The 26,607-nt window shown below is 67.7% G+C and carries 27 protein-coding genes; 9 read left to right on the top strand and 18 right to left on the bottom strand.

The window, feature by feature from the left end:
- Positions 1-9 precede the first annotated feature (9 nt).
- The 8 genes from rplS to WMK75_RS01940 form a co-directional block, all read right to left on the bottom strand.
- On the bottom strand, positions 10-390 hold the full coding sequence (gene rplS / locus WMK75_RS01975) for a 50S ribosomal protein L19 (protein ID WP_347265977.1): 381 nt from the start codon (positions 388-390) through the stop codon (positions 10-12).
- Positions 387-1,256 carry a tRNA (guanosine(37)-N1)-methyltransferase TrmD gene (gene trmD, locus WMK75_RS01970; protein ID WP_347265976.1) on the bottom strand — a complete coding sequence of 290 codons (870 nt, stop codon included), beginning with the start codon at positions 1,254-1,256 and terminating at the stop codon, positions 387-389. Before trmD ends, rplS begins: the two co-directional genes overlap by 4 nt.
- A complete protein-coding gene (gene rimM, locus WMK75_RS01965; protein WP_347265975.1) occupies positions 1,253-1,762 on the bottom strand; it encodes a ribosome maturation factor RimM in 510 nt (169 codons plus the stop codon). The genes trmD and rimM overlap by 4 nt, the downstream gene beginning before the upstream one ends.
- Before the next feature lie 3 nt (positions 1,763-1,765).
- The gene (gene rpsP, locus WMK75_RS01960) at positions 1,766-2,128 is read right to left on the bottom strand and encodes a 30S ribosomal protein S16 (protein ID WP_347265974.1); all 363 of its coding nucleotides are present in this window, start codon (positions 2,126-2,128) and stop codon (positions 1,766-1,768) included.
- A 45-nt stretch (positions 2,129-2,173) separates the two neighbouring features.
- Positions 2,174-2,470, bottom strand: coding sequence for a chorismate mutase (locus tag WMK75_RS01955; protein ID WP_347265973.1), 297 nt, complete (start codon positions 2,468-2,470; stop codon positions 2,174-2,176).
- A complete protein-coding gene (locus WMK75_RS01950; RefSeq protein ID WP_347265972.1) occupies positions 2,467-2,994 on the bottom strand; it encodes a GNAT family N-acetyltransferase in 528 nt (175 codons plus the stop codon). The genes WMK75_RS01955 and WMK75_RS01950 overlap by 4 nt, the downstream gene beginning before the upstream one ends.
- A complete protein-coding gene (gene ffh / locus WMK75_RS01945; RefSeq protein ID WP_347265971.1) occupies positions 2,994-4,490 on the bottom strand; it encodes a signal recognition particle protein in 1,497 nt (498 codons plus the stop codon). The genes WMK75_RS01950 and ffh overlap by 1 nt, the downstream gene beginning before the upstream one ends.
- Before the next feature lie 179 nt (positions 4,491-4,669).
- Positions 4,670-5,257: an NAD(P)H-dependent oxidoreductase gene (locus tag WMK75_RS01940; RefSeq protein WP_347265970.1), complete on the bottom strand. Its 588-nt coding sequence runs from the start codon at positions 5,255-5,257 to the stop codon at positions 4,670-4,672.
- 94 nt (positions 5,258-5,351) lie between these two features.
- Between WMK75_RS01940 and WMK75_RS01935 the strand changes: the two genes are divergently transcribed.
- Positions 5,352-6,200, top strand: a complete 849-nt coding sequence (locus WMK75_RS01935) for a LysR family transcriptional regulator (protein WP_347265969.1) — start codon at positions 5,352-5,354, stop codon at positions 6,198-6,200.
- A gap of 15 nt (positions 6,201-6,215) precedes the next feature.
- Here WMK75_RS01935 and WMK75_RS01930 read toward each other — a convergent pair whose 3' ends face one another.
- Positions 6,216-8,180 (bottom strand): protein meaA, encoded by a 1,965-nt coding sequence (locus WMK75_RS01930; RefSeq protein WP_347266055.1) that lies wholly within the window; start codon positions 8,178-8,180, stop codon positions 6,216-6,218.
- A gap of 228 nt (positions 8,181-8,408) precedes the next feature.
- Here WMK75_RS01930 and ccrA point away from each other — a divergent pair, with 228 nt between their 5' ends.
- Positions 8,409-9,698, top strand: a complete 1,290-nt coding sequence (ccrA, locus tag WMK75_RS01925) for a crotonyl-CoA carboxylase/reductase (RefSeq protein ID WP_347265968.1) — start codon at positions 8,409-8,411, stop codon at positions 9,696-9,698.
- A gap of 49 nt (positions 9,699-9,747) precedes the next feature.
- On the opposite strand, the gene WMK75_RS01920 is transcribed toward ccrA, so the two are convergent.
- Positions 9,748-10,998, bottom strand: a complete 1,251-nt coding sequence (locus WMK75_RS01920; RefSeq protein ID WP_347265967.1) for an aromatic amino acid transport family protein — start codon at positions 10,996-10,998, stop codon at positions 9,748-9,750.
- 269 nt (positions 10,999-11,267) lie between these two features.
- On the opposite strand from WMK75_RS01920, the gene gdhA reads away from it, so the two are divergent.
- On the top strand, positions 11,268-12,623 hold the full coding sequence (gdhA, locus tag WMK75_RS01915) for an NADP-specific glutamate dehydrogenase (RefSeq protein WP_347265966.1): 1,356 nt from the start codon (positions 11,268-11,270) through the stop codon (positions 12,621-12,623).
- A 102-nt stretch (positions 12,624-12,725) separates the two neighbouring features.
- The gene (locus WMK75_RS01910) at positions 12,726-13,331 is read left to right on the top strand and encodes a gamma-glutamyl kinase (RefSeq protein ID WP_347265965.1); all 606 of its coding nucleotides are present in this window, start codon (positions 12,726-12,728) and stop codon (positions 13,329-13,331) included.
- Here WMK75_RS01910 and WMK75_RS01905 read toward each other — a convergent pair.
- A complete protein-coding gene (locus WMK75_RS01905; RefSeq protein WP_347265964.1) occupies positions 13,319-13,771 on the bottom strand; it encodes a type II toxin-antitoxin system RatA family toxin in 453 nt (150 codons plus the stop codon). The two genes, WMK75_RS01910 and WMK75_RS01905, sit on opposite strands and share 13 nt — an antisense overlap.
- A gap of 55 nt (positions 13,772-13,826) precedes the next feature.
- On the opposite strand from WMK75_RS01905, the gene WMK75_RS01900 reads away from it, so the two are divergent.
- Positions 13,827-14,015 (top strand): hypothetical protein, encoded by a 189-nt coding sequence (locus WMK75_RS01900; protein WP_347265963.1) that lies wholly within the window; start codon positions 13,827-13,829, stop codon positions 14,013-14,015.
- Positions 14,016-14,042: 27 nt separating this feature from the next.
- On the opposite strand, the gene WMK75_RS01895 is transcribed toward WMK75_RS01900, so the two are convergent.
- Positions 14,043-14,891 carry a neutral zinc metallopeptidase gene (locus tag WMK75_RS01895; RefSeq protein ID WP_347265962.1) on the bottom strand — a complete coding sequence of 283 codons (849 nt, stop codon included), beginning with the start codon at positions 14,889-14,891 and terminating at the stop codon, positions 14,043-14,045.
- A gap of 139 nt (positions 14,892-15,030) precedes the next feature.
- Here WMK75_RS01895 and WMK75_RS01890 point away from each other — a divergent pair, with 139 nt between their 5' ends.
- The 4 genes from WMK75_RS01890 (at position 15,031) to WMK75_RS01875 (ending at position 20,087) form a co-directional block, all read left to right on the top strand.
- Complete coding sequence (locus WMK75_RS01890; RefSeq protein WP_347265961.1) at positions 15,031-15,627, top strand: DedA family protein; 597 nt, start codon at positions 15,031-15,033, stop codon at positions 15,625-15,627.
- Positions 15,628-15,679: 52 nt separating this feature from the next.
- Positions 15,680-16,174 carry a disulfide bond formation protein B gene (locus tag WMK75_RS01885; RefSeq protein WP_347265960.1) on the top strand — a complete coding sequence of 165 codons (495 nt, stop codon included), beginning with the start codon at positions 15,680-15,682 and terminating at the stop codon, positions 16,172-16,174.
- Between the two features lie 154 nt (positions 16,175-16,328).
- Entirely contained in the window at positions 16,329-19,007 is a 2,679-nt protein-coding gene (gene gyrA, locus WMK75_RS01880) for a DNA gyrase subunit A (RefSeq protein WP_347266054.1), read from the top strand.
- Positions 19,008-19,043: 36 nt separating this feature from the next.
- On the top strand, positions 19,044-20,087 hold the full coding sequence (locus WMK75_RS01875; RefSeq protein ID WP_347265959.1) for an AI-2E family transporter: 1,044 nt from the start codon (positions 19,044-19,046) through the stop codon (positions 20,085-20,087).
- A gap of 3 nt (positions 20,088-20,090) precedes the next feature.
- On the opposite strand, the gene WMK75_RS01870 is transcribed toward WMK75_RS01875, so the two are convergent.
- From WMK75_RS01870 to WMK75_RS01845, 6 genes are all read right to left on the bottom strand, one after another.
- The gene (locus WMK75_RS01870) at positions 20,091-22,469 is read right to left on the bottom strand and encodes a DUF3772 domain-containing protein (protein ID WP_347265958.1); all 2,379 of its coding nucleotides are present in this window, start codon (positions 22,467-22,469) and stop codon (positions 20,091-20,093) included.
- An 8-nt stretch (positions 22,470-22,477) separates the two neighbouring features.
- Positions 22,478-23,509 carry a cysteine synthase A gene (locus WMK75_RS01865; RefSeq protein ID WP_347265957.1) on the bottom strand — a complete coding sequence of 344 codons (1,032 nt, stop codon included), beginning with the start codon at positions 23,507-23,509 and terminating at the stop codon, positions 22,478-22,480.
- Positions 23,510-23,541: 32 nt separating this feature from the next.
- Entirely contained in the window at positions 23,542-24,648 is a 1,107-nt protein-coding gene (locus WMK75_RS01860; RefSeq protein WP_347265956.1) for an NUDIX domain-containing protein, read from the bottom strand.
- A gap of 120 nt (positions 24,649-24,768) precedes the next feature.
- Positions 24,769-24,912, bottom strand: coding sequence for a DNA gyrase inhibitor YacG (gene yacG / locus WMK75_RS01855; protein WP_347265955.1), 144 nt, complete (start codon positions 24,910-24,912; stop codon positions 24,769-24,771).
- Entirely contained in the window at positions 24,909-25,970 is a 1,062-nt protein-coding gene (locus WMK75_RS01850; protein ID WP_347265954.1) for a ribonuclease E/G, read from the bottom strand. Before WMK75_RS01850 ends, yacG begins: the two co-directional genes overlap by 4 nt.
- Complete coding sequence (locus WMK75_RS01845) at positions 25,967-26,590, bottom strand: Maf family protein (RefSeq protein ID WP_347265953.1); 624 nt, start codon at positions 26,588-26,590, stop codon at positions 25,967-25,969. Before WMK75_RS01845 ends, WMK75_RS01850 begins: the two co-directional genes overlap by 4 nt.
- Positions 26,591-26,607: the final 17 nt, after the last annotated feature.

Genomic DNA, 26,607 nt, shown 5'->3' with positions numbered 1-26,607 from the left:
CGCGTCTCCTCAGGCCTTGGCGTCGGCTTTGGGCTTGTAGTTGCTGACCTCGGCGATGCGGGCCGATTTGCCGCGACGGTCGCGCAGGTAGTAAAGCTTGGCGCGGCGCACGCGACCGCGGCGCACGACGGTGATCGAATCGACATTGGTCGAATACAGCGGGAAGACGCGCTCGACGCCCTCGCCGAAGCTGATCTTGCGCACGGTAAAGGACGCGCCGATGCCGCCGCCCTTGCGCGAGATGACCACGCCTTCGTACATCTGCACGCGCGAGCGCGAGCCTTCGGTGACTTTATAGCCGACGCGCACGGTGTCGCCGGCCTTGAAATCCGGGATTTCCTTGCCGAGCGCGGCGATCTGCTCGGCTTCGAGTTGGGCGATCAGGTTCATCGCTGGTTTTCCTCTTCTGGCTCGCGGTAGTTCCGCGATTGGTCTGATGCGCCCGAGAGCTGTCGGTCCTTTGCCGGGTCCATACGGGTTTCGTATGCCCGCCACAGGTCGGGGCGGCGTTCCTTGGTCAGCCTTTCGGCCATGTCGCGTCGCCAACTGGCAATGGCCGCGTGATTTCCCGAGAGCAGGACTTCCGGGATCGCGCGGCCTTCCCAAAGGGCGGGCTTCGTATACTGGGGATGTTCCAGCAGGCCACCATGGTCCGGGGAAAAGGATTCCTCGGCCAGAGACGCCTGATTCCCCAGCACGCGCGGTATAAGGCGAACCGTCGCGTCGATCAAGACCTGCGCCGCCAGTTCGCCGCCGGTCAGGATATAGTCGCCGATGCTGATCTCCTCGATGTCATGGGCGTCCAGCACGCGCTGGTCCACGCCCTCGAAACGGCCGCAGATCAGGGTCATGCCCGGGCCCGAGGCCAGTTCGCGGGCGCGCGCCTGGGTAAAGGGGCGCCCACGCGGCGAGAGATAGATCACCGGCAGGCCGGATCCGGCGTCGCGCAGCGCCGCGTCCATGACATCGGCGCGGATCACCATGCCGGCGCCGCCGCCCGCGGGCGTGTCGTCGACATCGCGGTGTCGGCCGATGCCGAAGGGGCGCAAGTCGGTGCAGCGCAGGTTCCACAGCCCTTCGGCCAGCGCCCTGCCGGTCAGCGACAGGCCAAGGATGCCGGGGAAAGCCTCGGGGAAAAGGGTCACGACCTGCGCGGTCCAGGCACCCCTGACCTGCGACTCGGCCATCAGGTCGCGCGGCTGCATGCTGGCGCGGATCGACAATCGGCCGTGCGATTTCAGGCCCTTGGCGGTCATTCTTCCGGCTCTTCCTCGGGCGGGTCGGCGATGATGCGCCCCGCGGCCAGATCGACCGTGGGCACAAAGGCGCGGGTAAAGGGCAAAAGCAGGGTCTGGCCGCGGCCCGGGCCTTGGATTTCCAGGATGTCGCCGGCGCCATGGTCATAGATGGCGCGGACGGTGCCGAGCAACGCGCCGCCGGTGTCATGCACCGACAGCCCGATCAGGTCGCTGTGATAGAATTCGTCGTCGGGCAGCGCCGGCAGCCGCGCGCGTTCCACCCAAAGCGTCACGCCCTTCAGCGCCTCGGCGTCCTCGCGCGTCTCGACGCCCGAAAGCCGGGCGCCAAGCCCGCCGGTCACCGGCCGCGTCAGCCGCACGCTGAACGCGCGGCTGCCATCCTCGGAACAGAGCGGACCATAGGCGGCGATATCTTCGGGGTTCGAGGTGAAGCTTTTCAGCCTGACCTCGCCCCGGACGCCAAAGGCGCCTGCAATCGCGCCGACACAGACCCGCCCGGTCATGGCTTATTCCGCGGCGGGCTCGGCGGGTGCGGCTTCACGGGCGGCGCGCTTGGCGGCGCGTTCCTTGGCGGCCTTGCCCGGCTCGCCCTTCTTCAGGTTCTGGCGCTCGGCCTTGGCCTTCACGCCGGCGGATTCAAGAAAGCGCGCCACGCGGTCGGTCGGCTGCGCGCCCTGCGACAGCCAGTATTGCACCCGCTCGAGGTCCATCTTGATGCGGTCTTCCGAATCCTTGGCCAGAAGCGGGTTGTAGGTGCCCAGCTTTTCCAGGAAGCGCCCATCGCGCGGCATGCGCGAATCACTCGCGACGATGGCGTAGTGCGGACGTTTCTTCGAGCCACCACGGGCCAGGCGGATTTTCATTGCCATTGGTTTTCTCCTTGAAAATGGCGGGGTTGACGGGGAAACCCCGCGTCAGTTCTGGTATTGCTCGTGATGCCGGATGACTTCGGCGATCACGAAATTCAGGAATTTGCGCGCGAATTCCGGGTCGAGGTCGGCCTCGCGCGCGAGGCGTTCCAGCCGCTCGATCTGGCTCGCCTCGCGGGCGGGATCGGACGGAGGAAGGTCGTGTTCGGCCTTGAGGCGGCCGACGTTCTGCGTGTGCTTGAACCGCTCGGCCAGCGTATAGACCAGGATCGCGTCCAGCCGGTCGATGCTGGCGCGATGCTCTTTCAGCAGCTCGGCGGCGCGGGTGGTCGTGTCGGTCATGCGGACCTCGGGTGGCGATAGACAAGGCAGGGATGGCCCAGCACCGCGCCCTCGCGCTCGACCGTGGCGCCCAGACGCTCGGCCAGGGCGCGCGAGCGGCGGTTTTCGGGCACGATCAGCGAAACCAGCGGCCCAAGGCCAAAGATGTCGCGGGCAGCATTGCGGGCGGCCAGCGCCGCCTCATGGCCGATGCCGCGCCCCTCGAAACCCTCGTAAAGATGCCAGCCCAGTTCCGGTTCGGGCCAGTCGGCGTGGTGGATGACCCCTGCCCGGCCGGCGACGGCGCCGGTGGCTTTTTCCTCGATTGTCCACATGCCATGACCGCGCAGCAGCCAATGTCCCACCGCCGAGCTGAGCCGCAGCCAGCTTTCGTAACGGTTGCAGGGTCCACCGACCCAGCGCGAGCGTTCCGTGGCATAGAAGGCCACCATCGGCTCCAGATCCTCAAGCCGCGGGGCGCGCAGGATCAGCCGGTCGGTTTCGACCAGCGGGACATCGACAGAAAGGGTGGTGGCTGCCCCCATCATTTCTTTCCGAACAGGCCCGACAGCCCGCCGGGCAGGCCCATGCCGCCCAGCTGCCCGCCCAGGCCCTTGCGGTCCTGCAGCATCCTGGTCGCCTCGGCCATCTGTGCGGGATCGACATTACCCATGTCGGGCAGCCCGCCGCCCTTGCCGGTCATGGCGCGCATGGCCTGTTTCAGCATGCCGCCCTTGCCCATCTTGCCCAGCTTCTTCATCGTGTCGGCCATCTGCTTTTGCATCTTCAAAAGCTTGTTCAGTTCGGCCACGTCCATGCCGGCGCCGGCGGCGATGCGCTTCTTGCGGCTGGCCTGCAAAAGGTCCGGATTGGCGCGTTCCTTTTTCGTCATCGAATTGATCAGCGCTACCTGCCGGCGGATGGCGGTGTCGTCAAAACCGGCGGCCTCGGCCTGCTTGGCCATCTTGCCCATGCCCGGCATCATGCCCATGATCGACTGCATCCCCCCCATCTTGAGCATCTGCTCAAGCTGGTTCTTCAGGTCGTTCATGTTGAACATGCCCTTTTGAAAGCGCTTCATCATGCGCTCGGCCTGCTCGACCTCGAGAACTTCCTGCGCCTTTTCCACCAGGGCAACGATGTCGCCCATGCCAAGGATGCGGCCGGCGATGCGCTGCGCGTCGAAGACCTCGATCGCGTCCATCTTTTCGCCAAGGCCGACAAAGCGGATCGGCTTGCCGGTGACGGCGCGCATCGACAGCGCCGCGCCGCCGCGGCCGTCGCCGTCCATCCGCGTCAGCACCACGCCGGAAATCCCGACCTTGCCATCAAATTCCGTGGCGACGTTCACCGCGTCCTGGCCGGTCAAGCCATCGACGACCAGCAGGGTTTCACGCGGCGAGGCCACGTCGCGGACCGCCTGCACCTCGTCCATCAGCACCTGGTCGATATGCAACCGCCCGGCGGTGTCCAGCATGTAGACATCATAGCCGCCCAGCGTCGCCTGCTGCTTGGCGCGTTTCGCGATCTGCACGGCGTTCTCGCCCGGCACGATCGGCAGGGTATCGACGCCGATCTGCTGGCCGAGGATCGCCAGCTGCTCCATCGCCGCCGGGCGGTTGGTGTCGAGCGATGCCATCAGCACGCGCTTCTTCTCGCGGTCCTTCAGGCGCTTCGCGAGTTTCGCCGTGGTGGTGGTCTTGCCCGAGCCCTGCAGGCCGACCATCAGGATCGGCGCCGGCGGGTTGTCGATGCGCAGCGCGTCCGGCTCGCCCTCGCCCTGCAGGGTCTTGATCAACTCGTCATGGACGATCTTGATCACCTGCTGGCCGGGGGTGATGGATTTCGTCACCGCGCTTCCGGTGGCCTTGTGCGTCACCGATTTCACAAAGCTGCGCGCCACCGGCAGCGACACGTCCGCCTCCAAGAGCGCGACGCGCACCTCGCGCATCGCGGCGGTGACATCGTCCTCGCTCAGCGCGCCCTGCTTGGTCAGCCGGTCAAAGACGCCGCCCAGCCGGTCGGAAAGATTCTCGAACATGGGCGGGCCTCCTTGCGGTCCAGATCCAAAACGTTTCGGCCCCCGTGGGCGCAACGCGCTGACGGGGGGCGATCCCCGCGCATGCGGGGACCGGAAGGCTGGTCCTTCCGGGAATTCCGGGGCCTTTTACCCGGGCGCAGCCCCCGAGTCAACGAAGGCCGCGCGCATTCCACCCCGGATCAGGCGGCGAGGCGGTCCATCGCCTCTTGCGCACGCGCCAGCCCGGCCTCGCGGTCCTGGGCCAGCCGGTCGGCGGCGACGAATTCGACATCGGTGATGCCAAGAAAGCCCAGGATATGGCGCAGATAGCCCGAGGCGAAATCCAGTTCCGACCCGAAGGGCGTGCCGGCAGCGACATAGGCGATGATGGCGCGCTTGCCCTTCAGCAGCCCCTCGGGGCCGGTCTCTGTATAGCGGAAGGTGACGCGGGCGCGGGTGATCTGGTCCAGCCAGTTCTTGAGCTGCGCGGTCAGGGTGAAATTGTAGACCGGCGCGCCGATCACCAGCACATCGGCCTGCTGCACCTCGCGCACGAAGGCGTCGGAAATGTCGATCAGGCGCTGCTGCTCGGCGGTCGGGTTCTCGGGCGCGAGGCGCACGGCGTGAAACCAGGCGGTATCGATGAAAGGCACGCCTTCGTTCAGGTCGCGATAGGTGACGCGGGCCGCGGGATCGGCGGCCTGCAGGCGGGCGGTGATCTCGGCGGTCAGCCGGCGCGAGACCGAGGCCTCGCCGGTGATGGCGCTGTCGAGATGCAGGATGTTCATGGCGGGCTCCTTGAATGGGTTCCCGGCAGAGTTAATGCCTTGTGGCCCTCGGCGAAACTGCGATATTCGCGCAATGTCTGTGCAGGAGCGCACAATGGAGCCCGACAGCTGGGACGACATCCGCATCGCGCTGGCCGTGGCGCGCGCCGGCACGGTCAGCGGTGCGGCGCAGGCGCTGGGCGTGCATCATGCCACCGTCATCCGCCGCATCGACGCGCTGGAGGCGCGTCTGGGCGCGCGGCTGTTCCAGCGCCACCCGCGCGGCTATGCCCTGACCGAGGCCGGGCGGGCGCTGCTGGAGGCGGGGACGCAGACCGAAGAGCGCTTCCGCCGCATGGCTGCGCGCATCAGCGGTGCGGCCGAGCGCATCGAGGGCGATCTGGTGCTGACCTCGCTGCCGGAACTCTCGGATCTGGTGATGCCGCCGCTGCTGGGGCTGCTGGCCCGCCATCCCGGGCTGCGGCTGCGCTATGTCACCGACCCGCGGCTGTTCCGGCTGGACGCGGGCGAGGCGCATGTGGCGATCCGCGCCGGCACCCGCCCGACCGAGCCCGATTACGTGGTGCGCCGCATGACCAGCGTGCTGGCGCCGCTCTATGCCGCCCCCGCCTACCTGGAGCGCCACGGCCCGGTCGCGCAGTTGGCCGGGCACCGGCTGATCCTGCCCGCCGCCGCCGCCCGCCAGGCGCCGCACATGCGCTGGCTCGAGGGCCGCATCAGCCGCGCAGACATCGTCATGGAAAGCAATGACGCCAGCGCCCGGACGGCGGCGATCCGCGCCGGGCTGGGGCTGGGCTGGCTGTTTCCGGCCCAGGCCGCGGGTCTGGTCGAGGTCATGGCGCTGCCGGAATGGGAATCGCCGCTCTGGCTGGTCAGCCATGTCGATCTGAACCGCACCCCAAAGGTGCAGGCGGTGCTGGCGGCGCTGCGCGGCGGCACCTGACCGCCGCGCCCGGGCTCAGGCCGCGGCCTCGGCGGGTTCGACCAGCGCCACGATGTCCATCATGATGCGGTTCAGCTCGAAATCCTTGGGTGTATAGACCCGCGCCACCCCCATCGCCAGCAGCCGCGCCGCGTCCTCGTCGGGGATGATGCCGCCGACCAGCACCGGCACATGGGCCAGCCCCGCCTCATGCATGCGCGCCATGGTCTCCTCGATCAGCGGCAGGTGGCTGCCCGACAGGATCGACAGGCCGACGACATGCGCCTCCTCGGCGCGGGCGCAGGCGACGATCTGTTCGGGCGTCAGGCGGATGCCGTCATAGGTGATGTCCATGCCGCAGTCGCGGGCGCGAAAGGCGATCTGCTCGGCGCCGTTGGAATGGCCGTCCAGCCCCGGCTTGCCGACCAGGAACTTCAGCCGCCGGCCAAGGCGCCGGCTGACGGCATCGACGGCCTCGCGGATCGGCTCCAGCCCCTCGGTGCGGTTCGAGGGGCTGGCGGAAACCCCGGTCGGCCCGCGATATTCGCCATGCACGGCGCGCATCACCGCGGCCCATTCGCCGGTGGTGACACCGGCCCGGGCGGCGGCGATCGAGGGCGGCATCACGTTTTGCCCCTTCTGCGCGGCATCGCGCAGCGCGACGAGGGCGGCCTCGACGGCCGTCTCGTCGCGACCCTCGCGCCAGGCCTGCAGCCGGGCGATCTGGTCCTGCTCGACCGCCGGATCGACGACCATGATGCCGCCGTCGCCGGCGACCAAGGGCGAAGCCTCGCCCTGCTGCCAGCGGTTGACGCCCACGACCACCGTCTCGCCCGCCTCGACGCGGTTCAGCCGTGCCGCGTTCGATTCGACCAGCCGCGATTTCATGTAGTCGATGGCGGCGATGGCGCCGCCCATCTCGTCGAGTGTCGCCAGTTCGGCGCGGGCGCCGGCTTTCAGCTCTTCGACCTTGGCCGCCACTGCCGGGTTGCCGTCAAACAGATCGCCATATTCCAGCAGGTCAGTTTCATAGGCGACGATCTGCTGCATCCTCAGCGACCATTGCTGGTCCCAGGGCCGCGGCAGGCCCAGCGCCTCGTTCCATGCCGGCAACTGCACGGCGCGGGCGCGGGCATTCTTCGACAGCGTGACCGCCAGCATTTCAAGCAGGATGCGATAGACGTTGTTTTCCGGCTGCTGCTCGGTCAGGCCAAGGCTGTTGACCTGCACGCCATAGCGAAAGCGGCGGAACCTCTCGTCCTCGATGCCGAAACGCTCGCGCGTGATCTCGTCCCAAAGCTCGGTGAAGGCGCGCATCTTGCACATCTCGGTGACGAAGCGGATGCCGGCGTTCACGAAGAAGCTGATGCGCCCGACCATTTCCGGAAAGCCTTCCGGCGGCACCTTGCCTTTGAGGTCATCGAGCACCGCGATGCCGGTGGCCAGCGCATAGGCCAGTTCCTGTTCGGGCGTGGCGCCTGCCTCCTGCAGGTGATAGGAACACACGTTCATCGGGTTCCATTTCGGCAGATGCTCGCGGGTATAGGCGGCCACGTCGGTGATCATGCGCAAGCTGGGTTTCGGCGGGCAGATATAGGTGCCGCGCGACAGGTATTCCTTGACCAGGTCGTTCTGCACCGTGCCCTGCAGCTGCGCGATGTCGGCGCCCTGCTCCTCGGCCACGGCGATATACAGCGCCAGCAGCCAGGGCGCCGTGGCATTGATGGTCATCGAGGTGTTCATCTGCTGCAGCGGGATCTGCTGAAACAGCGCCCGCATGTCGCCCAGATGGCAGACCGGCACCCCGACCTTGCCCACCTCGCCGCGCGCCAGCACATGGTCGCTGTCATATCCGGTCTGCGTCGGCAGATCGAAAGCCACCGAAAGCCCGGTCTGCCCCTTGGCGAGGTTGCTGCGGTAAAGCGCGTTCGACTTCTCGGCGGTCGAGTGGCCCGCATAGGTGCGGAACAGCCAGGGTTTGTCTTTCTCGGCCACGGTGATCCCTCGCAACAAAATTACGGCAGGTTCAGCGATAGCGTAACAATCCTGCACCGTCAATTCGCCGCGATGCAGCAGGGTCATCTGTATTTTGCGACAGATTATTACAAAGCGCGCCGCCATCGTATTGCAATGTTGCGCATGCCCTCTTACAACCGGCCTTGCATGAGGCGCCGATTCTGCGTCGCGGCGCAAGACGCCGGACGCGGGATGCTAGATGAGGAAACTGACATGGCCCTGGACCACCCGACCACGATCGCGCCCTATGACGCGCCGGAAAAGGACCTCTACGAGATCGGCGAGATGCCTCCGCTCGGCTATGTGCCGAAATCGATGTATGCTTGGGCGATCCGGCGCGAGCGCCATGGCGAGCCGGACAAGGCCATGCTGGTCGAAGTGGTCGAGACCCCGCCCATCGACAGCAACGAGGTGCTGGTGCTGGTGATGGCCGCGGGCGTGAACTACAACGGCATCTGGGCCGGGCTTGGCGTGCCGATCAGCCCTTTCGACACCCACGGCGCCCCCTATCACATCGCCGGCTCGGATGCCGCGGGCATCGTCTGGGCGGTCGGCGACAAGGTCAGGAACTGGAAGGTCGGCGATCAGGTGGTCGTCCATTGCAACCAGGACGACGGCAATGACGAGGAATGCAACGGCGGCGACCCGATGTATTCGCCCAGCCAGCGCATCTGGGGCTATGAGACGCCGGACGGCAGCTTTGCCCAGTTCACCCGTGTGCAGGCGCAGCAACTGATGAGGCGCCCGCGCCATCTGACCTGGGAGGAATCGGCCTGCTACACCCTGACGCTCGCCACCGCCTATCGCATGCTGTTCGGCCATGAGCCGCATGAGCTGAAGCCGGGGATGAACGTGCTGGTCTGGGGCGCCTCGGGCGGGCTTGGCAGCTTTGCCATCCAGCTGATCAATGCCGCCGGCGCCAATGCCATCGGCGTGATCTCGGACGAGGACAAGCGCGACTTCGTGCTGTCGCTGGGCGCCAAGGGCGTGATCAACCGCAAGGACTTCAAGTGCTGGGGGCAGCTGCCCACCGTGAACACCCCCGAATACAAGGAATGGTTCACCGAGGCGCGCAAGTTCGGCAAGGCGATCTGGGACATTACCGGCAAGGGCAACAATGTCGACATCGTCTTTGAACACCCCGGCGAGGCGACCTTCCCGGTCTCGACGCTGGTGTGCAAGAAGGGCGGCATGGTGGTGATATGCGCCGGCACCTCGGGCTTCAACTGCACCTTCGACGTGCGCTACATGTGGATGCACCAAAAGCGCCTGCAAGGGTCGCATTTCGCGCATCTGAAACAGGCCAGCGCCGCCAACAAGCTGATGCTCGAGCGCCGCATCGACCCCTGCATGTCCGAGGTCTTTCCCTGGGCCGAGATCCCGCAGGCGCATCTGAAGATGCTGCGCAACCAGCACAAGCCCGGCAACATGGCCGTGCTGGTGCAGGCCCCGACCACCGGACTGCGCACCTTCGAGGATGCGCTCGAGGCCGGACGCCGCTGACCCATGATGCCGGCCCGGCGCCAGGGGCGTCCGGGCCGGCAGGTTTCGCCTAGATGAAGCCGTAAACCAGCGCGCTCATCGAGGCGAGGCCGGCGATGGTCACGAAGATGTTCGACAGCCGCCCGCGATAGCGCGCCAGCGCCGGCACCTTGCTGACCGCATACATCGGCATCAGATACAGGATCGCGGCGATGACCGGACCGGCCAGCATCTCGATCAGGCCCAGGATCGACGGGTTCAGCACCGCCGCCCCCCAGGTGGTCAGGAAGATGAACAGCGCCACGCCGCGGTTCAGATTGGCCTCACCCCGGGTGCCGTGACCGACGCCCACGCCGCGCAGCAGGCCCTTCATGCCCTCGGCCGCGCCAAGGTAATGGCCGAAGAAGGACGAGGCGATGGCCACGAAGGCCACGATCGGGCCGAACAGGCTGATGAAATTGCTGCCATAGGTATTGGCCAGGTAGGACAGCACCGGCAGGTTCTGCGACTTGGCCTCGGCCAGCTGCGCCGGCGACAGCGCCAGCACGCAGGAAAACACGAAGAACATCACGAAGCCGACCAGCAGCAGCGCGGTGCGGTAAAGGATCATCTCGGCCTTGGCCTGGCCGTTCGCGCCATAATGGCGCCGCATCGACACGGCAAACTGCGAGATCGCCGCCGCATGGCTGAACGAGAACACCAGCACCGGCAGCGTCAGCCAGATCGTGCCGACGGCGGTGCCGACGGGGGTGACCTCGCGCACCGAGGACAGGTTCCAGCCCGGGATCAGATAGATCGACACGAAGATCAGGATCGCCACCAGCGGATAGACCAGCCATTGCGTGACCATCAGCATGAAATGCTCGCCGGCCATCATGACGCCCATCAGCGCCGCGACCAGTGCGCCCGACAAAAGCCAGCGCGGCGGCGAGGCCATGCCCAGCTGGTTCACCAGGAAACTGTCGACGGTATTGGTGATGCCCACGCCATAGATCAGCACGATCGGATAGATCGACAGGAAATACAGCACGGTGATCAGCTTGCCGGCGCGCTCGCCGAAATGTTCGATGACAACCTCGGTGATGTCGGCGTCCGGACGGCTGCCCGAGCAGACGAAGCGCGCCAGACCCAGGTGCGAAAGATAGGTCATCGGCCCGATCAGCGCGGTGATGATCACCAGCGGCCAGAAGCCACCGATCCCGGCGTTGATCGGCAGGAACAGGATGCCGGCCCCGACGGCGGTGCCGAACAGGCCCAGCGTCCAGGTGGTGTCCAGACGGCCCCAGACTAGCGGTGCATCCTCATTGCTTGCAGTGGTCATTGCATCCTCCATTGACCTTTGTACGCGCAGGCCAGGAGGGCGAATCCCCCGATGCGCGAGAATCCGGGGCAGATGCACCAGAACCTGCAGGTGATTCAACTGCCAGAGTAAAATCACTCTTCACCTTGATATACATGAATTTTCCGTGATTCTCGCCCGCTTTCCGCCCGCAATCGTGGCAAACTGCCCGATTTTCGGCCGCGACCCATTCAATCTGCCCGGAACTTCAGTTAAGGAACCTGCCGACACCAACCCGAGGATTCCGCGACATGGCGCAGATCGACGACAAGCTTGCCCCCATCTATGACGAGGTGATCCGCCGCAATGCCGGCGAACCCGAGTTCCACCAGGCCGTCCGCGAAGTGCTGGAAAGCCTCGGCCGCGTCGTGGCCAAGCGCCCGGACTATCTGGAAGACGCCCTGATCGAGCGCATCTGCGAGCCGGAACGCCAGATCATCTTCCGCGTGCCGTGGACCGATGACAAGGGCCGAGTGCAGATCAACCGCGGTTTTCGCGTGCAGTTCAATTCGGCCATGGGCCCCTACAAGGGCGGGCTGCGCTTTCACCCTTCGGTCAATGTCGGCATCATCAAGTTCCTGGGCTTTGAGCAGACCTTCAAGAACGCGCTGACCGGCCTGCCGATCGGCGGCGCCAAGGGCGGCTCGGACTTTGACCCCAAGGGCAAGTCGGATGCCGAGGTCATGCGCTTTTGCCAAAGCTTCATGACCGAACTCTATCGCCACCTGGGCGAATATACCGACGTGCCGGCCGGCGACATCGGCGTGGGCGCGCGCGAGATCGGCTACATGTTCGGCCAATACAAACGCCTGACCAACCGCTACGAGGCGGGCGTGCTGACCGGCAAGGGCCTGTTCTACGGCGGCTCGCTGGCGCGCAAGGAGGCCACAGGCTACGGCAACACCTATTTCACCCGCGCCATGCTGCAGACCGGCGGCACCGATTTCGACGGCAAGACCGTGACCGTCTCGGGTTCGGGTAATGTCGCCGTCTATACGATCGAGAAGGTGCAGTCCTATGGCGGCAAGGTCATCGCCTGTTCCGACAGTTCGGGCTATGTCGTGGACGAGAACGGGCTGGACCTTGATCTGGTCAAGGAAATCAAGGAGGTGCGCCGCGGCCGTATCAGCGAATATTCCCGACTCAGGGGCAATGGCAGCTATTTCGTGAAATCCGCCGACGGCAATATCTGGGACGTGCCCTGCGAGGTCGCCATGCCCTCGGCCACCCAGAACGAACTGACCGGCAAGGACGCGAGGAAACTGGTCAAGAACGGCGTCATCGCCGTGGGCGAAGGCGCCAACATGCCCTCGACCCCCGAGGCGATCCGCACCTTCCAGCAGGCCGGCGTCAAGTTCGGCCCCGGCAAGGCGGCGAATGCCGGCGGCGTCGCCACCTCGGCGCTGGAGATGCAGCAAAACGCCTCGCGCGACCGCTGGACCTTCGAGCAGACCGAGGCCCGGCTGGCCGGCATCATGCGCGACATCCATGACAGCTGCTACGCCACCGCCGAGGAATTCGGCGCCCCCGGCGATTATGTCATCGGCGCCAATATCGCCGGCTTCATCCGCGTGGCCGAGCCGATGCGCGCCTTCGGCCTGATCTGAGCCGGGTATCCGCAGCGGGACGCGGGCCGCAGGCGCGGCCCGCCTTGCCAGACGGGTCGCGGCCGGGTAATCGGCCGCCATGCCCATGAATTTGCCGCCAAGATGCTGATCTTCATCGCCCCAAGGATCGTGCTGCTTTCGGTGCCCAAGACCGGCACCACCGCGCTTGAGCAGGTGCTGGCGCCCAGGGCCGAGATCGCCTTTCGCGCTCGCCCCGAGATCAAGCACCTGAACCTGCGGCAATATCGCAACCGCATCCGCCCGCTGCTGGCGCCGTTGGGCGGGCCTGCGTTCGAGACCGTCGCCGCCATCCGCGAGCCGCTTGACTGGCTGCGCAGCTGGTATCGCTTTCGCGCCAGAGATGAGCTGATCGGCCATGCCAACAGCACCGCCCGCATCAGCTTCGAGCAGTTCGTCACCGACTACCTGCGCCCCGAGGACCGGCCCGCCTATGCCCGGCTTGGCCGGCAGTCGGATTTCCTCAGCGACAGCCAGGGCCGGGTCGCGGTCGACCACATCTTTCGCTACGAGGCGATGCCGGCGCTGACCGGTTTTCTTGCCGCGCGGCTGAAGCTGGCGCTGGAGTTGCCGCGCGCCAATGTCTCGCCCGAGGCCGCGACCGACCTGACCCCTGAAACCGAGGCCCGCCTGCGCGCGGCGCTGGCGCCGGACCTCGCCATCTGGCAGGCCGCGCGTCAGGCGCCGTAAAGCGCCCTGCCCCGGTCCTCGAAGGCGCGCACGATGCGCGACATCGCCTCGCCAAAGACGACGCCGATCACCTTGCCCAGCAGGGCGCTGCGGAATTCGAAATCGACAAAGAACTCGACCCGGCTGCGCCCGCCGGGCAGGTCGGCAAAGGTCCAGCCGCTGCGCAGATATTTGAACGGGCCGTCCAGATATTCGGTGTCGATGCGCCGATCGTCCGGCCACAGCGTCACGCGCGAGCCGAATCGCTCGCGGAAGACCTTGAAGCTGATGACCAGATCCGCCTCGACCACCTCGCTGCCCTCGGGGCCGGGGCGACGGGCGCGGATGCGGGCGGCGGTGTTCCAGGGCAGAAATTGCGGATAGCTTTCGATATCGGCGACCAGCGCATACATCTGGTCGGCGGTATAGGGCAGGATGCGGCTGTCGCTGTGATGGGGCAAGACCAGGTTCCGGGCGGGTTTCCGTTTCGGGCAGCACTAGCAAAGGACGACGGGAATGAACAACCTCATCTGGCTGCTGCGAGCCTCGCGCTGGGCACGCCACCCGCCGGGCGCCCGCAGGGTGGTCATGGTTCTGGCAATCATCGCCCTGGGGCTGGCGCTGGCCGGGCTTGAGCATTTCGGCCTCTGGCCGGACTGGGCCACCGCCGAGCGCCCGCGCGGCATCCATCTGCAGCGCCCCTGACCCCCCAGCGCGTCACAGCCCCGCCCGTCACAACCCAAGCGCGCCGAAGGTGTCGCAGGTGCGCATCTGCCCCGAGACGAAGCCCCGCTTGAACCAGGCCTGGCGGTCGGCCGATGAGCCATGGGTAAAGGCGTCGGGCATCGGTGCGCGCCCGGCCTTGCGCATCAGCGTGTCGTCGCCCACCGCCGCGGCGGCGTTGACCGCCTCGGCGATGTCGCCCTCGTCGATGCTGCCGAACTGCTCGCTGGCCTGGCGCGCCCAGATGCCGGCCAGGCAGTCGGCCTGCAATTCGGTCAGCACCGAGATGCGGTTGGCGCGCGCCTCGTCCGAGCGCTGGCGCTCCTGCATGGTCTTGCCAAGGATGCCCAGCTGGTTCTGGACATGGTGGCCGACCTCATGCGCCACGACATAGGCAAAGGCGAAATCGCCGCCGGCGCCCATCTTCTGCGCCATGGTGGCGGAGAAATCCGTGTCCAGATAGACGGTGCGATCGTTCGGGCAATAGAACGGCCCCATGGCCGATTGCGCCGTGCCGCAGGCGGAACTGTCGATGCCCGAGAACATCACCAGTTTCGGATCGACATAGTCGATGCCCTCCTGCGCCGGCATGACGCGGCCCCAGACATCCTCGGTATCGGCCAGCACGACCGAGACGAACTGCCCCAGTTCCTGGTCCTGGGCGGAAAGCTCGCGCGGGGCGCCGGCCTGCTGCTGGCCGCCGTCGTCGATGGCCTCGACCACGGGCGAGACATCGACCCCGAAGAAAAAGCTCATCGCCAGCACCACCAGCAGGCCCACGATGCCCAGCCCGCCCGCGCGGCGCATGCCACGCCGGTCCTCGACATTGTCGCTGCCCCGTCTGCCGCGCCATTCCATCGCCGCCCCCTGTCCGCAACCGGGCACAGACCCGCCCTGCGCGCCAGCTTGTGCCAAAGCCGGGCGGCGCGCAACTGCCTGGCTTGACAGTCGCGCCGCCAGCCCGCAGCAAGCCGGGGTTGCAGCGGGGGAATTCGGCATGTTCGACTGGGTGGTGTCTGTGATCGAGGCCTGGGGCTATCCGGGCGTCTTCCTGCTGATGGTGGCCGAGAACGTGTTTCCGCCCATCCCATCCGAGGTGATCATGCCGCTGGCGGGCTTTCTTGCCGGCTCGGGCCGGCTGTCGCTGGCGCTGACCATCCTCGTCGGCACGCTGGGCTCGGTGCTGGGCACGCTGATGTGGTATTACCTTGGCATGTGGTTCGGCGAGGCGCGGCTGAAGCGTTTTGCCGCAAGGCATGGCCGGCTGCTGACGCTGTCGCCCGCTGACATCGATGCTGCGCATGACTGGTTCCAGCGCCACGGCGCCATGGCAGTGTTCATCGGCCGCATGATCCCGGCGATCCGCACGCTGATCTCGGTCCCGGCCGGGCTGGCGCGCATGCCGCTGTGGCGGTTTCTGACCTATACGGTGCTGGGCAGCGCCATCTGGACCGGGCTGCTGACCCTGGCCGGGCTGCTGCTGCATGAAAACCATGCGCTGGTCGCGGATTGGATCGACCCGCTGTCGAAGCTGGTGGTGGCCGCGGTACTCGCGGTCTATCTTTACCGCGTCGTAACCTGGAAGCCGCATTGAACTCACGCGATTGGCACTTGCGGGCCGGCGCGCGCCGCCCTAACCCGATGCCATGAACGGATTTCACCGCAGATCACTGGCGCTTTGGGCAGGGGCGGGCTCGGCCGCGCTGCTGCTGGCGGCGCTGACCTTCCAGGCCTTCGGCTATGCGCCTTGCGAATTGTGCATCCTGCAGCGCTGGCCGCATCTGGCGGCGGCGATCGTCGCGGCGCTGGTCTGGTGGCTGGGCTGGCGGCGCTGGCTGGCGGCGCTTGGCCTGCTGGCGGCGCTTTGCGCCACCGGCTTTGCCATCTATCACGCCGGGGTCGAACTGAAGCTGTGGCAGGGCCCGCAGCATTGCTCGGGCGGGGTCGGCAGCCTGGCGCAGATGTCGACGCAGGACCTGATGGCAGCGCTGGAAAAGGCCCCGGTGGTGCGCTGCGACGAGGTGTCCTGGAGCCTTCTGGGCATCTCCATGGCCGGCTGGAACGCCATCTGCTCGGCCATGCTCTCGGCGCTGTGGCTGGCCTCGCTGCGCGGGCGCGCGCGCGTCACCGGCATCGCCTGAGCGCCGATTTCCGGGGCCGCGCCCCCGGTCAAGATTGCGCCCGGGGCGGGCATGGGCTAGACCCGTTGCGACAAAATCCTGAGGTTTTCCCGTGGCTGACATCCCCGAAAACGACGACGATACCCCCGAGAACGGCGGATCGGAACGCGCCGTGATGCATCACGACGGGCCGGTGATCGACATCTCGCACGAGATGCGGTCGTCCTATCTGGACTATGCCATGTCGGTGATCGTCAGCCGGGCGATCCCCGACCTGCGCGACGGGCTGAAGCCGGTGCACCGCCGCGTGCTGTTTGCCATGCAGGAATCGGGCAACACCCATGACAAGCCCTATCGCAAATCGGCACGACCGGTGGGCGATACCATGGGGAAATACCACCCGCATGGCGATGCCTCGATCTATGATGCGCTGGTCAGGATGGCGCAGAATTTCTCGATGTCGCTGCCACTGCTGGACGGTCAGGGCAACTTCGGCTCCATGGACGGCGACAGCCCGGCGGCCATGCGCTATACCGAGGTGCGCATGGACAAGCCCTCGGCCTGGCTGATGATGGACATCGACAAGGATACCGTCGATTTCCAGGACAATTACGACGGCAAGGACCGCGAGCCCACCGTGCTGCCGGCGCGGTTCCCGAACATGCTGGTCAATGGCGCGGGCGGCATCGCCGTCGGCATGGCGACCAACATCCCGCCGCACAATCTGGGCGAGGTGGTCGATGCCACGCTGGCGCTGATCGAGGACCCCGACCTGCCGACCGAACGCCTGCTCGAGATCATCCCCGGCCCGGACTTTCCGACCGGCGGGCTGATCCTTGGCCGCTCGGGCGCGCGCAAGGCCTATCTCGAGGGGCGCGGCTCGATCGTCCTGCGCGCCAGGACCCGGATCGAGGAGACGCGCACCGGCCGGCAGGCGATCATCCTCGACGAGATCCCCTATCAGGTGAACAAGGCCAGCCTGATCGAAAAGATCGCGGAACTGGCCAAGGAAAAGCGCATCGAGGGCATCGCCCATGTGCAGGACGAATCCGACCGCATCGGCGTGCGCGTGGTCATCGAACTGAAACGCGACGCCACGCCCGAGGTGGTGCTGAACCAACTGTTCCGCTTCACCCCCATGCAGAACACCTTTGGCGCCAATATGCTGGCGCTGAACGGCGGCCGGCCGGAACAGCTGACGCTGCGCGATTTCCTGACGCATTTCATTACCTTCCGCGAAGAAGTCGTGGCGCGGCGCACCGCCTTTGAACTGCGCAAGGCGCGCGAGCGCGCGCATGTGCTCTGCGGCCTTGCCGTGGCGGTCAGCAACGTGGACGAGGTGGTGGCGACCATCCGCAGTTCCGCCGACGCCGCCGAGGCGCGCGAGCGGCTGATGACCCGGCGCTGGCCGGCGCGCGAGATCGTCGAATACCTGCGCCTGATCGACGACCCGCTGCATCCGGTGAACGAGGACGGCACCTACAACCTGTCCGAAACCCAGGCCCGCGCCATCCTGGAACTGCGCCTGCAGCGCCTGACACAACTGGGCGTGCAGGAGGTCACGGACGAGCTGAAGTCGCTGGCCGATGCCATCCGCGAATATCTGGCCATCCTCGCCTCGCGCGAGCGGATCATGGAGATCATCTCGGGCGAGCTGCGCGAGGTGAGGTCGCTTTTCGCCGTGCCGCGCCGCACCGAGATCACCGACTGGGCCGGCGATCTCGAGGACGAGGACCTGATCGAGCGCGAGGACATGGTGGTGACCATCACCTCGGGCGGCTATATCAAGCGCACCGCGCTGGCCGAATTCCGCAGCCAGCGCCGCGGCGGCAAGGGCCTTTCCGGCATGGCCACCAAGGAAGACGATGTGGTGACCACGCTCTTTGTCGCCAATACCCATACGGAACTGCTGTTTTTCACCACCGATGGCATGGTCTACCGGCTCAAGACCTGGCGCCTGCCCCTGGGCGGGCGCACCGCCAAGGGCAAGGCCATGGTCAATATCCTGCCGATCGACAGTGGCGTGTCCATCGCCGCCTTGATGCCGGTCGATGCGCCCGAGGCGGACTGGGACGATTATCAGGTGGTCTTTGCCACCTCGGACGGCGACGTGCGCCGCAATGCGCTGTCGGATTTTGCCAATGTCATGCGCAACGGCAAGATCGCCATGAAACCGCCCGAGGGGGTGGAATTGGTCGATGTGCGCATGGCGACCGAACATGACGACGTGATGCTGGTCACCGCCCTGGGCCGGGCGATCCGCTTTCCGACCACCGATGTGCGGGTGTTCAAGGGCCGCGATTCCACCGGCGTGCGCGGCATCCGCCTGGCGGCGGGCGACCGCGTGGTGTCGATGTCGGTGATCCGCCATTTCGACGCGGACCCGGCCGAGCGCGAGGCCTATCTGAAGATGCGCCGCGCCGTGGCCGGCGCACTGGACGACGGCGCCGAGGCCGACGAGGATGAGGACAGCGTCGCCGAGGGAAGCATCACCCAGGAACGCTATGCCGAGATGTCGGCGGCCGAGGACCTGATCCTGACCATCACCGCCCAGGGCGCCGGCAAGATCAGCTCAAGCCACAACTATCCGGTGCGCGGCCGCGGCGGCCAGGGCGTGATGGCCATGGACAGCGCCATGCGCGGCGGGCTGCTGGTCGCCAGCTTTCCGGTCGAACGCGACGACCAGATCATGCTGGCCACCTCGACCGGCCAGTCGATCCGGGTGCCGGTCGAGGGGATCAGCTTCCGCTCGCGCACCGCGGGGGGCGTGCGCGTCTTCAACACCGGCGAGGGCGAGACCGTGGTTTCCGTTGCACGCATCGCCGAGAACGGCGAGGATGAGCCCGAGGAGTAAGGGCAGCGCAAGGCCGCGGCAAGGGACGGGGCAGCCATGGACTTCCGGGACATGCAGGCCGGCGCAAGGCTTCAGACCGGCTTTCTTGGCATCATTGCCTTCGCCATTGTCCTGATCCTGCTGGTGCAGGCCAGGTTCATCCTGATCTGTCTGGCCTTCGCCATCATCATCTTTTCGCTGACCAGCGACGCGATCTCGGCCTTTGCCCGGCTGCGGGTGCCGAACTGGCTGGCGACGACGCTGGCGCTGATCGCCATCGCCACCGGTCTTCTGGGGGTGACCACGGCGCTGGTGGCGCAGGTGAACCAGGTGGTCAGCGTCGCCATCGCCTATGCCGACCGGGTGCAATCGGTGCTGACCAGCCTCAGCCAGCGCTGGGGCCCCGAGGCGCAGGACGGCATCAACACCATCCTGGCCAGCATCGACGTGGCCGGCTGGGTGCGCACGGCCGCGGGTCAGGCCTCGAACCTGATCTCGGGCTCGGTGATGATCCTGATCTTTGTCGGCTTCATGTTCAGCGAGCGTTTCTGGTTCCCGCGCAAGATCCAGCACCTGGCCGGCGGAGCCGAGCGCGCGGCGCAGATGCAGGCGGTGGCGCATCGCATCATGCGCCGGGTGAACCGCTATCTGGTGGTCAAGGGCGCGATCAGCGCCCTGACCGCAGCGCTGGTCTGGCTGACCTTCCGCCTGGCCGGGCTGGAACTGGCCGGCGCGCTGGCGATGCTGACCTTCGTGCTGAACTTCATCCCGGTGCTGGGCTCGGTCATCGCCACGGTGATCACCGTCGCCATGGCGCTGGCGCAGACCGGCGATCTTGCCCCGACGCTGGTCATCGCCGGCGTGACCACGGCGGTGCATTTCATCATCGGCAATATCCTTGACCCGATGCTGATGGGGCAGACGCTGCGCCTGTCCTCGTTCGGGATCGTGCTGTCGCTGGCCTTCTGGGGCGCGGTCTGGGGCATCGCCGGCGCCTTTCTGGCGGTGCCCATCATGGTCGCGCTGATGATCGTCTGCGCGCAGTTTCCCTGGGCGCGCCCGGCCGCCATCCTGCTGTCGCAGGAGGGCATCCCGGAATGAGGCTCAGCCCGGGCGCGGCGCGTCCTGCGGCAGCCGGCCCGCCAGGGCGGTCAGCGCCTCGGCGTCGCGCAGGCGGATCTCGCGCTGGGTATGGGGGATCTCGATCCCCTCCTCGGCAAAGCGGCGGGCGATCTCGTGATAGATCTCCGAGGTCACGGCGCTGCCGCCATTGATATCGGCCAGCACGGCGCGGATCTCGAAGGTCAGGCTGTCGGCGGCAAAGCCGCGAAACAGCACCGCCGGCGGCGGGTTGACCAGCACCGTCGGCTGGTCCTCGGCGATCTCGGTCAGGACGCGCTCGACCTTGCGGGTGTCGCTGCCAAAGGCCACGCCTACCGGCACGATGATGCGCCCCTGCAGGTTGGCGCGCGTCCAGTTCGTCACCGGCTGCGTGATCAGGTTCGAGTTCGGCACGATGATGTCGGTGCGGTCGAAGGTCTGGATCTGCGTGGCGCGCACCGCCATCTTGCGCACGATGCCCTGCTGGCCGCCGACCTCGATCCAGTCGCCGACGGCGATCGGCCGCTCGACCAGCAGGATGATGCCCGAGACAAAGTTCGACACCACCTGCTGCATGCCGAAACCGATGCCGACCGACAGCGCACCGGCCACCACCGCCAGCGAGGACATGTTGATCCCGGCGGCGGTGATCGCCATCAGCACCGCCAGCGCCACGCCGACATAGCCCACGATCGAGGTCACCGCATGCTGGCCGCCGCTGTCCAGCGAGGTCTTGGGCAGGATCGAGTTGCGAAAGGCCCCCTTGACGAAGTTGGTCAGGAAGTAACCCAGCATGAAGACCACGACCGAGGTGACCAGCGCCATCGGCGACAGCCGCACGCCGCCCAGCGAAAAGCCCTGCTGCGCCCGCGTCCAGGCCTCGGCCAGGTCGCTGACGCGCGCGCCCCAGATCAGCGCGAACAGCGGCAGCGACAGCAGGATCAGGGCAAACCCCATCAGCACCGGCATCAGCGCGTCGCGCGCCGCCTGGTCGCCGCCCTTGGCCATGGCGTAGAAATCGGCGATGAAATCCAGCAGGATGATCAGCAGCCCGACCAGCGCCAGCGTCAGGATCGAGGACCAGAGCACGGCATTGGCCGCGGTGACGAAGCCTGCCGCCGCCAGCACCGGCGCCGCCGGCGCCACCAGCCGGCCAGCCCCCGCCAGGAAGATGGCGACGCGCACGCGGTATTCCGACCCTTCGGCAATCGCCGCTGGCCTCAGGCTGCGCAACAGGCTGCACATCCGAAACAGGCACAGCGCCCCGAACAGGATCAGCAGCAGGTGCAGCACCCCGGCCGCGGCCTCGCTGAGGCGCTGCGGCAGCGCGTCGCTGTCGTTCTGGCTGTTGAAGCCCGATAGCGGCAGCACCGCATGCGAGAACACCTGATGCAGCGACAGCGACAGCGCCAGCAGCCGGGCGCGCAGCCGGGCCTGGGCGCGGCGCTCCTCGGGCATGGGCAGGGGCGTCTGCACGGCGGTTCCCGGCGCCGGAAACAGCCGCCGCGCCAGCCAGAGGCCGCTGAAATAGGACAGGCCCGCCGCGGGCAGCGACAACAGCAGCGGCATGCCCCAGTCGCCGAACAGCCCCGCCACCACCAGCGCCCCCACCGCCAGCGACAGGCCCAGCTGCGGAATCAGGATCTGGCCCAGCGAGACGGCAAAGATCAGCGCGGCGCGCGAGCGCTCGCTGGCGCGCGCCGACAGCCGCGAGGGCAGCGAATCGACCCAGCGCCGACCCCGCGACAGCAGCAGCAGCGCCCCCAGCAGGATGGCCGCGGTCAGCACCATCTGGCGCGTGCCGTCGGGACCGCTGCCGAACCTGCCCCAGCCGTCACGGACCTCGGCAAAGATCTTGCGGCCCAGTCCGGCGACTTCCTGCGCCGTCAGCACCCAGTTCGCCGGATTGAGCGGCGAGGCGGTCTGGCGGATCATCGCCGAGGTCTGACGCTCGCGAATGGTGCGGTCGATCTGCGCGATGATGCCGTCGGCGCGGCCATAGGCCTCGACCGCCTGCCGGCCGGGGGCCTGCAGGCGTCCCAACTCGTCGTTCAGTTCCTTGCGCCGCGCGGCGATGTCCTCGGCCTCGGTCTGGCCCTCGGCCGGCAGCGGCCCCAGCGCCGAGATCTGCTCCTTCAGCGTGGCAATGCGGGTCGAGTTGGTGCCCTCGGCGCCCTTGAAGCGCTCGCGCCATTTCACCACCTCGGCGCGGATCTCCTGCAGGCGCTTGTCATTGGCCGAGCCGATCTCGACCGTCTTCTCGGTGTCTTCGGCCAGCTTGGTCCAGGCGGCGAAATCGGGCGCCTGCGCCTGCTCCTGCGCGGCAAGGGGCTGGGCGGCAAGAATGACAAGCGCCAGAAGCAGCGCGACAAGACGGGACATGCCGTGGATCAGTCCTGATAGACCTCGGGCAGGCCGGCGGGTGTGCGGGCCATCCATTCGGGCACCGGCAAACCCTTGGCCCGCAGGAAGTCGGGGTTGAAAAGCTTGGTCTGGTAACGCGTGCCATAGTCGCACAGCACCGTCACGATGGTGTGACCCGGACCCATTTCCCGCGCCATGCGGATCGCCGCCGCCATATTGACCCCGGACGAGCCGCCAAGGCACAGCCCCTCGTGTTCGAGCAGATCGAAAATCACCGGCAGCGCCTCGGTATCGGGGATGCGCCAGGCCATGTCGGGGGTGAAGCCTTCCAGATTGGCGGTAATGCGGCCCTGGCCGATGCCCTCGGTGATCGAGGTGCCGGGGCTGTCGAAGGTGCCCGCGGTGTAGAAGCTGTAAAGCGCCGCGCCCTCGGGGTCGGCCAGGCCGATCCTGACCCCCCTGGGCTGCAGCGCCATGGCGACGCCGGCCAGCGTGCCGCCCGACCCCACGGCGCAGGTGAATCCATGCACGCGGCCACCGGTCTGTTCCCAGATCTCGGGGCCGGTGGTTTCAAGATGCGCCTGGCGGTTGGCGAGGTTGTCGAACTGGTTGGCCCAGACGGCGCCGTCGGGTTCGCTCCGCGCCAGGGCCTCAGCCAGGCGGCCGGAATAGCGCACATAGTTGTTCGGGTTCTTATAGGGCTGCGCCGGCACCTCGACCAGTTCGGCCCCCGCCAGGCGCAGCATGTCCTTTTTCTCCTGGCTCTGGGTCTCGGGGATGACGATGACCGAACGGAACCCCATCGAGGCCCCGACCAGCGCAAGGCCGATGCCGGTATTGCCGGCGGTGCCCTCGACGATCGTGCCCCCGGGCTTCAGTTCGCCGCGCGCGATCGCGTCGCGGATGATGTAAAGCGCGGCGCGATCCTTGACCGACTGGCCCGGGTTCATGAATTCGGCCTTGCCCAGGATCTCGCAGCCGGTCAGTTCCGAGGCGCGGCGAAGCCGGATCAGCGGCGTATTGCCGACGGCAGAGGCAAGATCGGGGCAGATGCGCATGGCTTGGCCTTTCGGAGGGTGCTCGCCATGGTTTACACGCCGCCGGCCGATGGCGGCAACCCCGCGGGGCCGGCAAGTTCGCGGCCCAGCCGGGCGTGGTTCAACTCCAGCCACAGCGCCAGGGTCAGCAGGGGACCGTTGCGGATCTCGCCCGCCAGCGCCATGCGGGTCAGTTCCGCGCGAGGGATGACATGGCTGCGGATGTCCTCGTCCTCGGTCTCAAGTCCGCCCAGCCCTGCGGCGGCATCCGGTAGATCGGCGATGCCAAGATAAAGATACAGATACTCCGCCAGCGCCCCGGGGCTGGGATAGTGATGCGGCGCCGGGATCAGGCGGTGGATCTGCAGCCCGGTCTCCTCGCGCGCCTCGCGCAGCGCCGCGACCTCGGGCGTCTCGCCGGCGTCGATGCGCCCGGCCACGGTCTCGTGCAGCCAGGGCTGGCAGTCGCCGCGGGCCGTCGGCGCGGCGCGGAACTGGTCGATCAGCATGACGCGGTCGCGCCGCGGGTCCCAGGGCAGCACCACCGTCGCATCCCCCGAGACGAAGACCGCCCGGCGCAGCGGCGCCGACCAGCCGCCGCGATGCCGGCGCTGGCGCAGGGTGAGATCCTCGAGCGCAAAGAACTGCGCATAGGGCTCGTCACGCGAGATGATCTGCAGCCGCTCCACCCCCGGCGGGCCAAGCGGCGGCAGGACGCGGGTCTCGGCCATGGCGCGCTGGCGCGAGGCGACCCAGGTCGCGATCATCGGCAGACGGGCACGGATCGTCGCCGCCGGACGGTCGGCGGGAAGCGCCAGCAGCCAGTCGGCCAGCGCCGCCGCCAGCCCTGGCTGCCACGGCCCCCCGCCGGTCGCGTCGCTTGCGCCGGGCTGCGCCAGGATGCCCAGCAGATCCCGCCCCATGCAGGGCAGAGGCGCAAGGCCCATGATCTCGGCATAGCGGCGCAGCTGCGGGGTCCAGTCGGTCTGCCATGTTTCCAGCGCATCGGCGCCCGGCAGCAGCACCGGCCAGCCATCGACCCCCAGCCCCGCCCTGGCCGGCACCGGCAGCCTGCCGGAAAGGGGCGCGGCGGGTGTCGCGCCGGGCGCAAGGCGCAGGCGCAGCGCCGCATCGGCCAGCGGCCCGATCAGGAACGGCATGGCGACCCGGGTTTGCTGGCAAGATGGCGGGCGGGAAAGGACATGATCTACCTGTTTTCTGGGCATGTGCCGGTTTCGCGGCCGCGCGCCGCCGCCGCCGCCGGCCGGGACGCGCGGCGCTTACGGCCCGCGTTCCTCGGCCGGGGTCGCGGGGATGCGGTAATCACCGCGCAGCCAATGCGCGAGGTCCACATCGGCGCAGCGGCGCGAACAGAACGGGCGGTATTGCTGCACTGCGGGCTTGCCGCAGATCGGGCATTTCATCGCGCATCCGCCCGCGAGGCCAGCCGCGCCAGGGCCACGCGGTCGCGCTTGCGATTGATCTCGTAAAGACCCATGGCAGTCCAGCCGATCAGCACCGACTCGGCCGATTCGGCGCGAAAGGCCGCGCGCAGCACCTGCTCCAGCGTGCCGCGATCACGCTTGGGCATCGGGGCGAAATCCACGACGATCTGGCCGCCCAGCCCGCGCAGGCGCAACTGCCGCGGCAGGTCGCGCGCCAGCGCGATATTGGCCTTGAGCCCGGCGGCGGGCGAATGGTCGCTGCCGGTATTGACATCGATCGCCACCAGCGCGCGCAGCGCCTCGATCTCGGCCCAGGCGCCATTGCCAAGATCGACACGCGGGGACAGAAGTGCCGCGACCGCGGCGGCGGCGCCGGTTTCCTCAAAGGCATGTTCGCCCTCCTCGACCGCGTCCGGCTGCGGGCTCGACCAGTCGAGCCAGGCCAGTTCCGACGGTTCGGGCGCGTCCAGCAGCAGTTCGGGCGCACCCTCGCGCTCGGCCAGGATGGTGCGGGCAAGCGCCAGAAGCTGCGCCAGTTCCCCGGCCAGTTCCTCGGACGGGGCGGCCTCTGCGGCGCTGCGAAACACAAGGCCCGGAGGCTCGGCCAGCCCGGCCAGCGCCTCGGCGCCCATGGCCGTCAGCTGCGCGCGCAATTCGCCGTCGCGGATGCGGCGCGAGACGTTCACGCCCGGCGCCTCGGGGGTGACGATGACCAGGCGGCCGCGAAAATTCAGCCGGGCCGAGACCGGGATCGCCTTGCCCTCCTCGGCACTGCCGCTGACCTGGACCAGCAGCGCCTGCCCCTCGCGCAGCCCGCTGCGGTCGCGCAGATAGCCGCGCGCGCCGTCCGGCAGGCGCAGGAACACGCCGCCCTGGCCCTTGATCAGGCGATCGACGCGGGCACGGCAGATGGCGCCCGGGGCAAACTGGGTGACGCCGGTCGGATCGACCAGCAGATCCTCAAGCCGGCCGTCGCGCATCAGCGCCGCCGCCGCCTGGCCGAACAGGCGGCCGATGACGATCTGGCTGCCCTTCATGGCCGTTTCCCTTCGATTCCCAAGGCGGCAAGCATGGCCGAGGTCTCGGCCAGCGGCAGCCCGACGACGGCGCTGTAGGATCCCTGCATCCAGACTGCAAAGGCCGCGGCCCGACCCTGGATGGCATAGGCCCCCGCCTTGCCCTGCCATTCCCCGGAGGCGAGGTAATCCGCGATCATCGCGGGCGTCAGCGGGCGAAAGCGCAGGATGGTCTCGACCAGGCGCTCACGCAGGCGGCCGTCGTGGCCAAGGGTGACCGCGGTCATCACCCGGTGCCGCCGGCCGGAAAGCAGGGTCAGGAAACGCGCCGCCTCGGCCGCATCCGCGGGCTTGCCCAGGATGGCCCTGCCGACCGCGACCACGGTATCGGCGCATAGCACGGCACCATCGGTCAGAGGCAGCAGCGCCTGCGCCTTTTCACGCGCCATGCGGCGGGCATAATCGCGGGGCAATTCCCCCTTGCGCGGCGTCTCGTCGATTTCGGCGGGCAGGATGCGGTCGGGCACGATGCCGATCTGCGCCAGCAACTCCAGCCGGCGCGGGCTGGCCGAGCCGAGCAGCAACTGCCGCGACGGGGCCGAAGCGGTCTTGCGCGCGCCATCCGCCGGCGCGGCGGTCACCACGGGAACGGCCGCGG

Origin of the sequence: Paracoccus sp. (in: a-proteobacteria) (genome assembly GCF_039808215.1) — a bacterium.
GTDB lineage: Bacteria > Pseudomonadota > Alphaproteobacteria > Rhodobacterales > Rhodobacteraceae > Paracoccus.
Note: the sequence above shows the minus strand (reverse complement) of the source record. Positions and strands in the feature narration are given on the sequence as shown.

What these genes read in the sequence shown, in the direction of transcription:
- rplS (WP_347265977.1), bottom strand. Translation starts at nt 390, where the DNA reads ATGAACCTGATCGCCCAACTCGAAGCCGAGCAGATCGCCGCGCTCGGC.
- trmD (WP_347265976.1), bottom strand. Translation starts at nt 1,256, where the DNA reads ATGACCGCCAAGGGCCTGAAATCGCACGGCCGATTGTCGATCCGCGCC.
- rimM (WP_347265975.1), bottom strand. Translation starts at nt 1,762, where the DNA reads ATGACCGGGCGGGTCTGTGTCGGCGCGATTGCAGGCGCCTTTGGCGTC.
- rpsP (WP_347265974.1), bottom strand. Translation starts at nt 2,128, where the DNA reads ATGGCAATGAAAATCCGCCTGGCCCGTGGTGGCTCGAAGAAACGTCCG.
- WMK75_RS01955 (WP_347265973.1), bottom strand. Translation starts at nt 2,470, where the DNA reads ATGACCGACACGACCACCCGCGCCGCCGAGCTGCTGAAAGAGCATCGC.
- WMK75_RS01950 (WP_347265972.1), bottom strand. Translation starts at nt 2,994, where the DNA reads ATGGGGGCAGCCACCACCCTTTCTGTCGATGTCCCGCTGGTCGAAACC.
- ffh (WP_347265971.1), bottom strand. Translation starts at nt 4,490, where the DNA reads ATGTTCGAGAATCTTTCCGACCGGCTGGGCGGCGTCTTTGACCGGCTG.
- WMK75_RS01940 (WP_347265970.1), bottom strand. Translation starts at nt 5,257, where the DNA reads ATGAACATCCTGCATCTCGACAGCGCCATCACCGGCGAGGCCTCGGTC.
- WMK75_RS01935 (WP_347265969.1), top strand. Translation starts at nt 5,352, where the DNA reads ATGGAGCCCGACAGCTGGGACGACATCCGCATCGCGCTGGCCGTGGCG.
- ccrA (WP_347265968.1), top strand. Translation starts at nt 8,409, where the DNA reads ATGGCCCTGGACCACCCGACCACGATCGCGCCCTATGACGCGCCGGAA.
- WMK75_RS01920 (WP_347265967.1), bottom strand. Translation starts at nt 10,998, where the DNA reads ATGACCACTGCAAGCAATGAGGATGCACCGCTAGTCTGGGGCCGTCTG.
- gdhA (WP_347265966.1), top strand. Translation starts at nt 11,268, where the DNA reads ATGGCGCAGATCGACGACAAGCTTGCCCCCATCTATGACGAGGTGATC.
- WMK75_RS01910 (WP_347265965.1), top strand. Translation starts at nt 12,726, where the DNA reads ATGCTGATCTTCATCGCCCCAAGGATCGTGCTGCTTTCGGTGCCCAAG.
- WMK75_RS01900 (WP_347265963.1), top strand. Translation starts at nt 13,827, where the DNA reads ATGAACAACCTCATCTGGCTGCTGCGAGCCTCGCGCTGGGCACGCCAC.
- WMK75_RS01895 (WP_347265962.1), bottom strand. Translation starts at nt 14,891, where the DNA reads ATGGAATGGCGCGGCAGACGGGGCAGCGACAATGTCGAGGACCGGCGT.
- WMK75_RS01890 (WP_347265961.1), top strand. Translation starts at nt 15,031, where the DNA reads ATGTTCGACTGGGTGGTGTCTGTGATCGAGGCCTGGGGCTATCCGGGC.
- WMK75_RS01885 (WP_347265960.1), top strand. Translation starts at nt 15,680, where the DNA reads ATGAACGGATTTCACCGCAGATCACTGGCGCTTTGGGCAGGGGCGGGC.
- gyrA (WP_347266054.1), top strand. Translation starts at nt 16,329, where the DNA reads ATGCATCACGACGGGCCGGTGATCGACATCTCGCACGAGATGCGGTCG.
- WMK75_RS01875 (WP_347265959.1), top strand. Translation starts at nt 19,044, where the DNA reads ATGGACTTCCGGGACATGCAGGCCGGCGCAAGGCTTCAGACCGGCTTT.
- WMK75_RS01870 (WP_347265958.1), bottom strand. Translation starts at nt 22,469, where the DNA reads ATGTCCCGTCTTGTCGCGCTGCTTCTGGCGCTTGTCATTCTTGCCGCC.
- WMK75_RS01865 (WP_347265957.1), bottom strand. Translation starts at nt 23,509, where the DNA reads ATGCGCATCTGCCCCGATCTTGCCTCTGCCGTCGGCAATACGCCGCTG.
- WMK75_RS01860 (WP_347265956.1), bottom strand. Translation starts at nt 24,648, where the DNA reads ATGCCGTTCCTGATCGGGCCGCTGGCCGATGCGGCGCTGCGCCTGCGC.
- yacG (WP_347265955.1), bottom strand. Translation starts at nt 24,912, where the DNA reads ATGAAATGCCCGATCTGCGGCAAGCCCGCAGTGCAGCAATACCGCCCG.
- WMK75_RS01850 (WP_347265954.1), bottom strand. Translation starts at nt 25,970, where the DNA reads ATGAAGGGCAGCCAGATCGTCATCGGCCGCCTGTTCGGCCAGGCGGCG.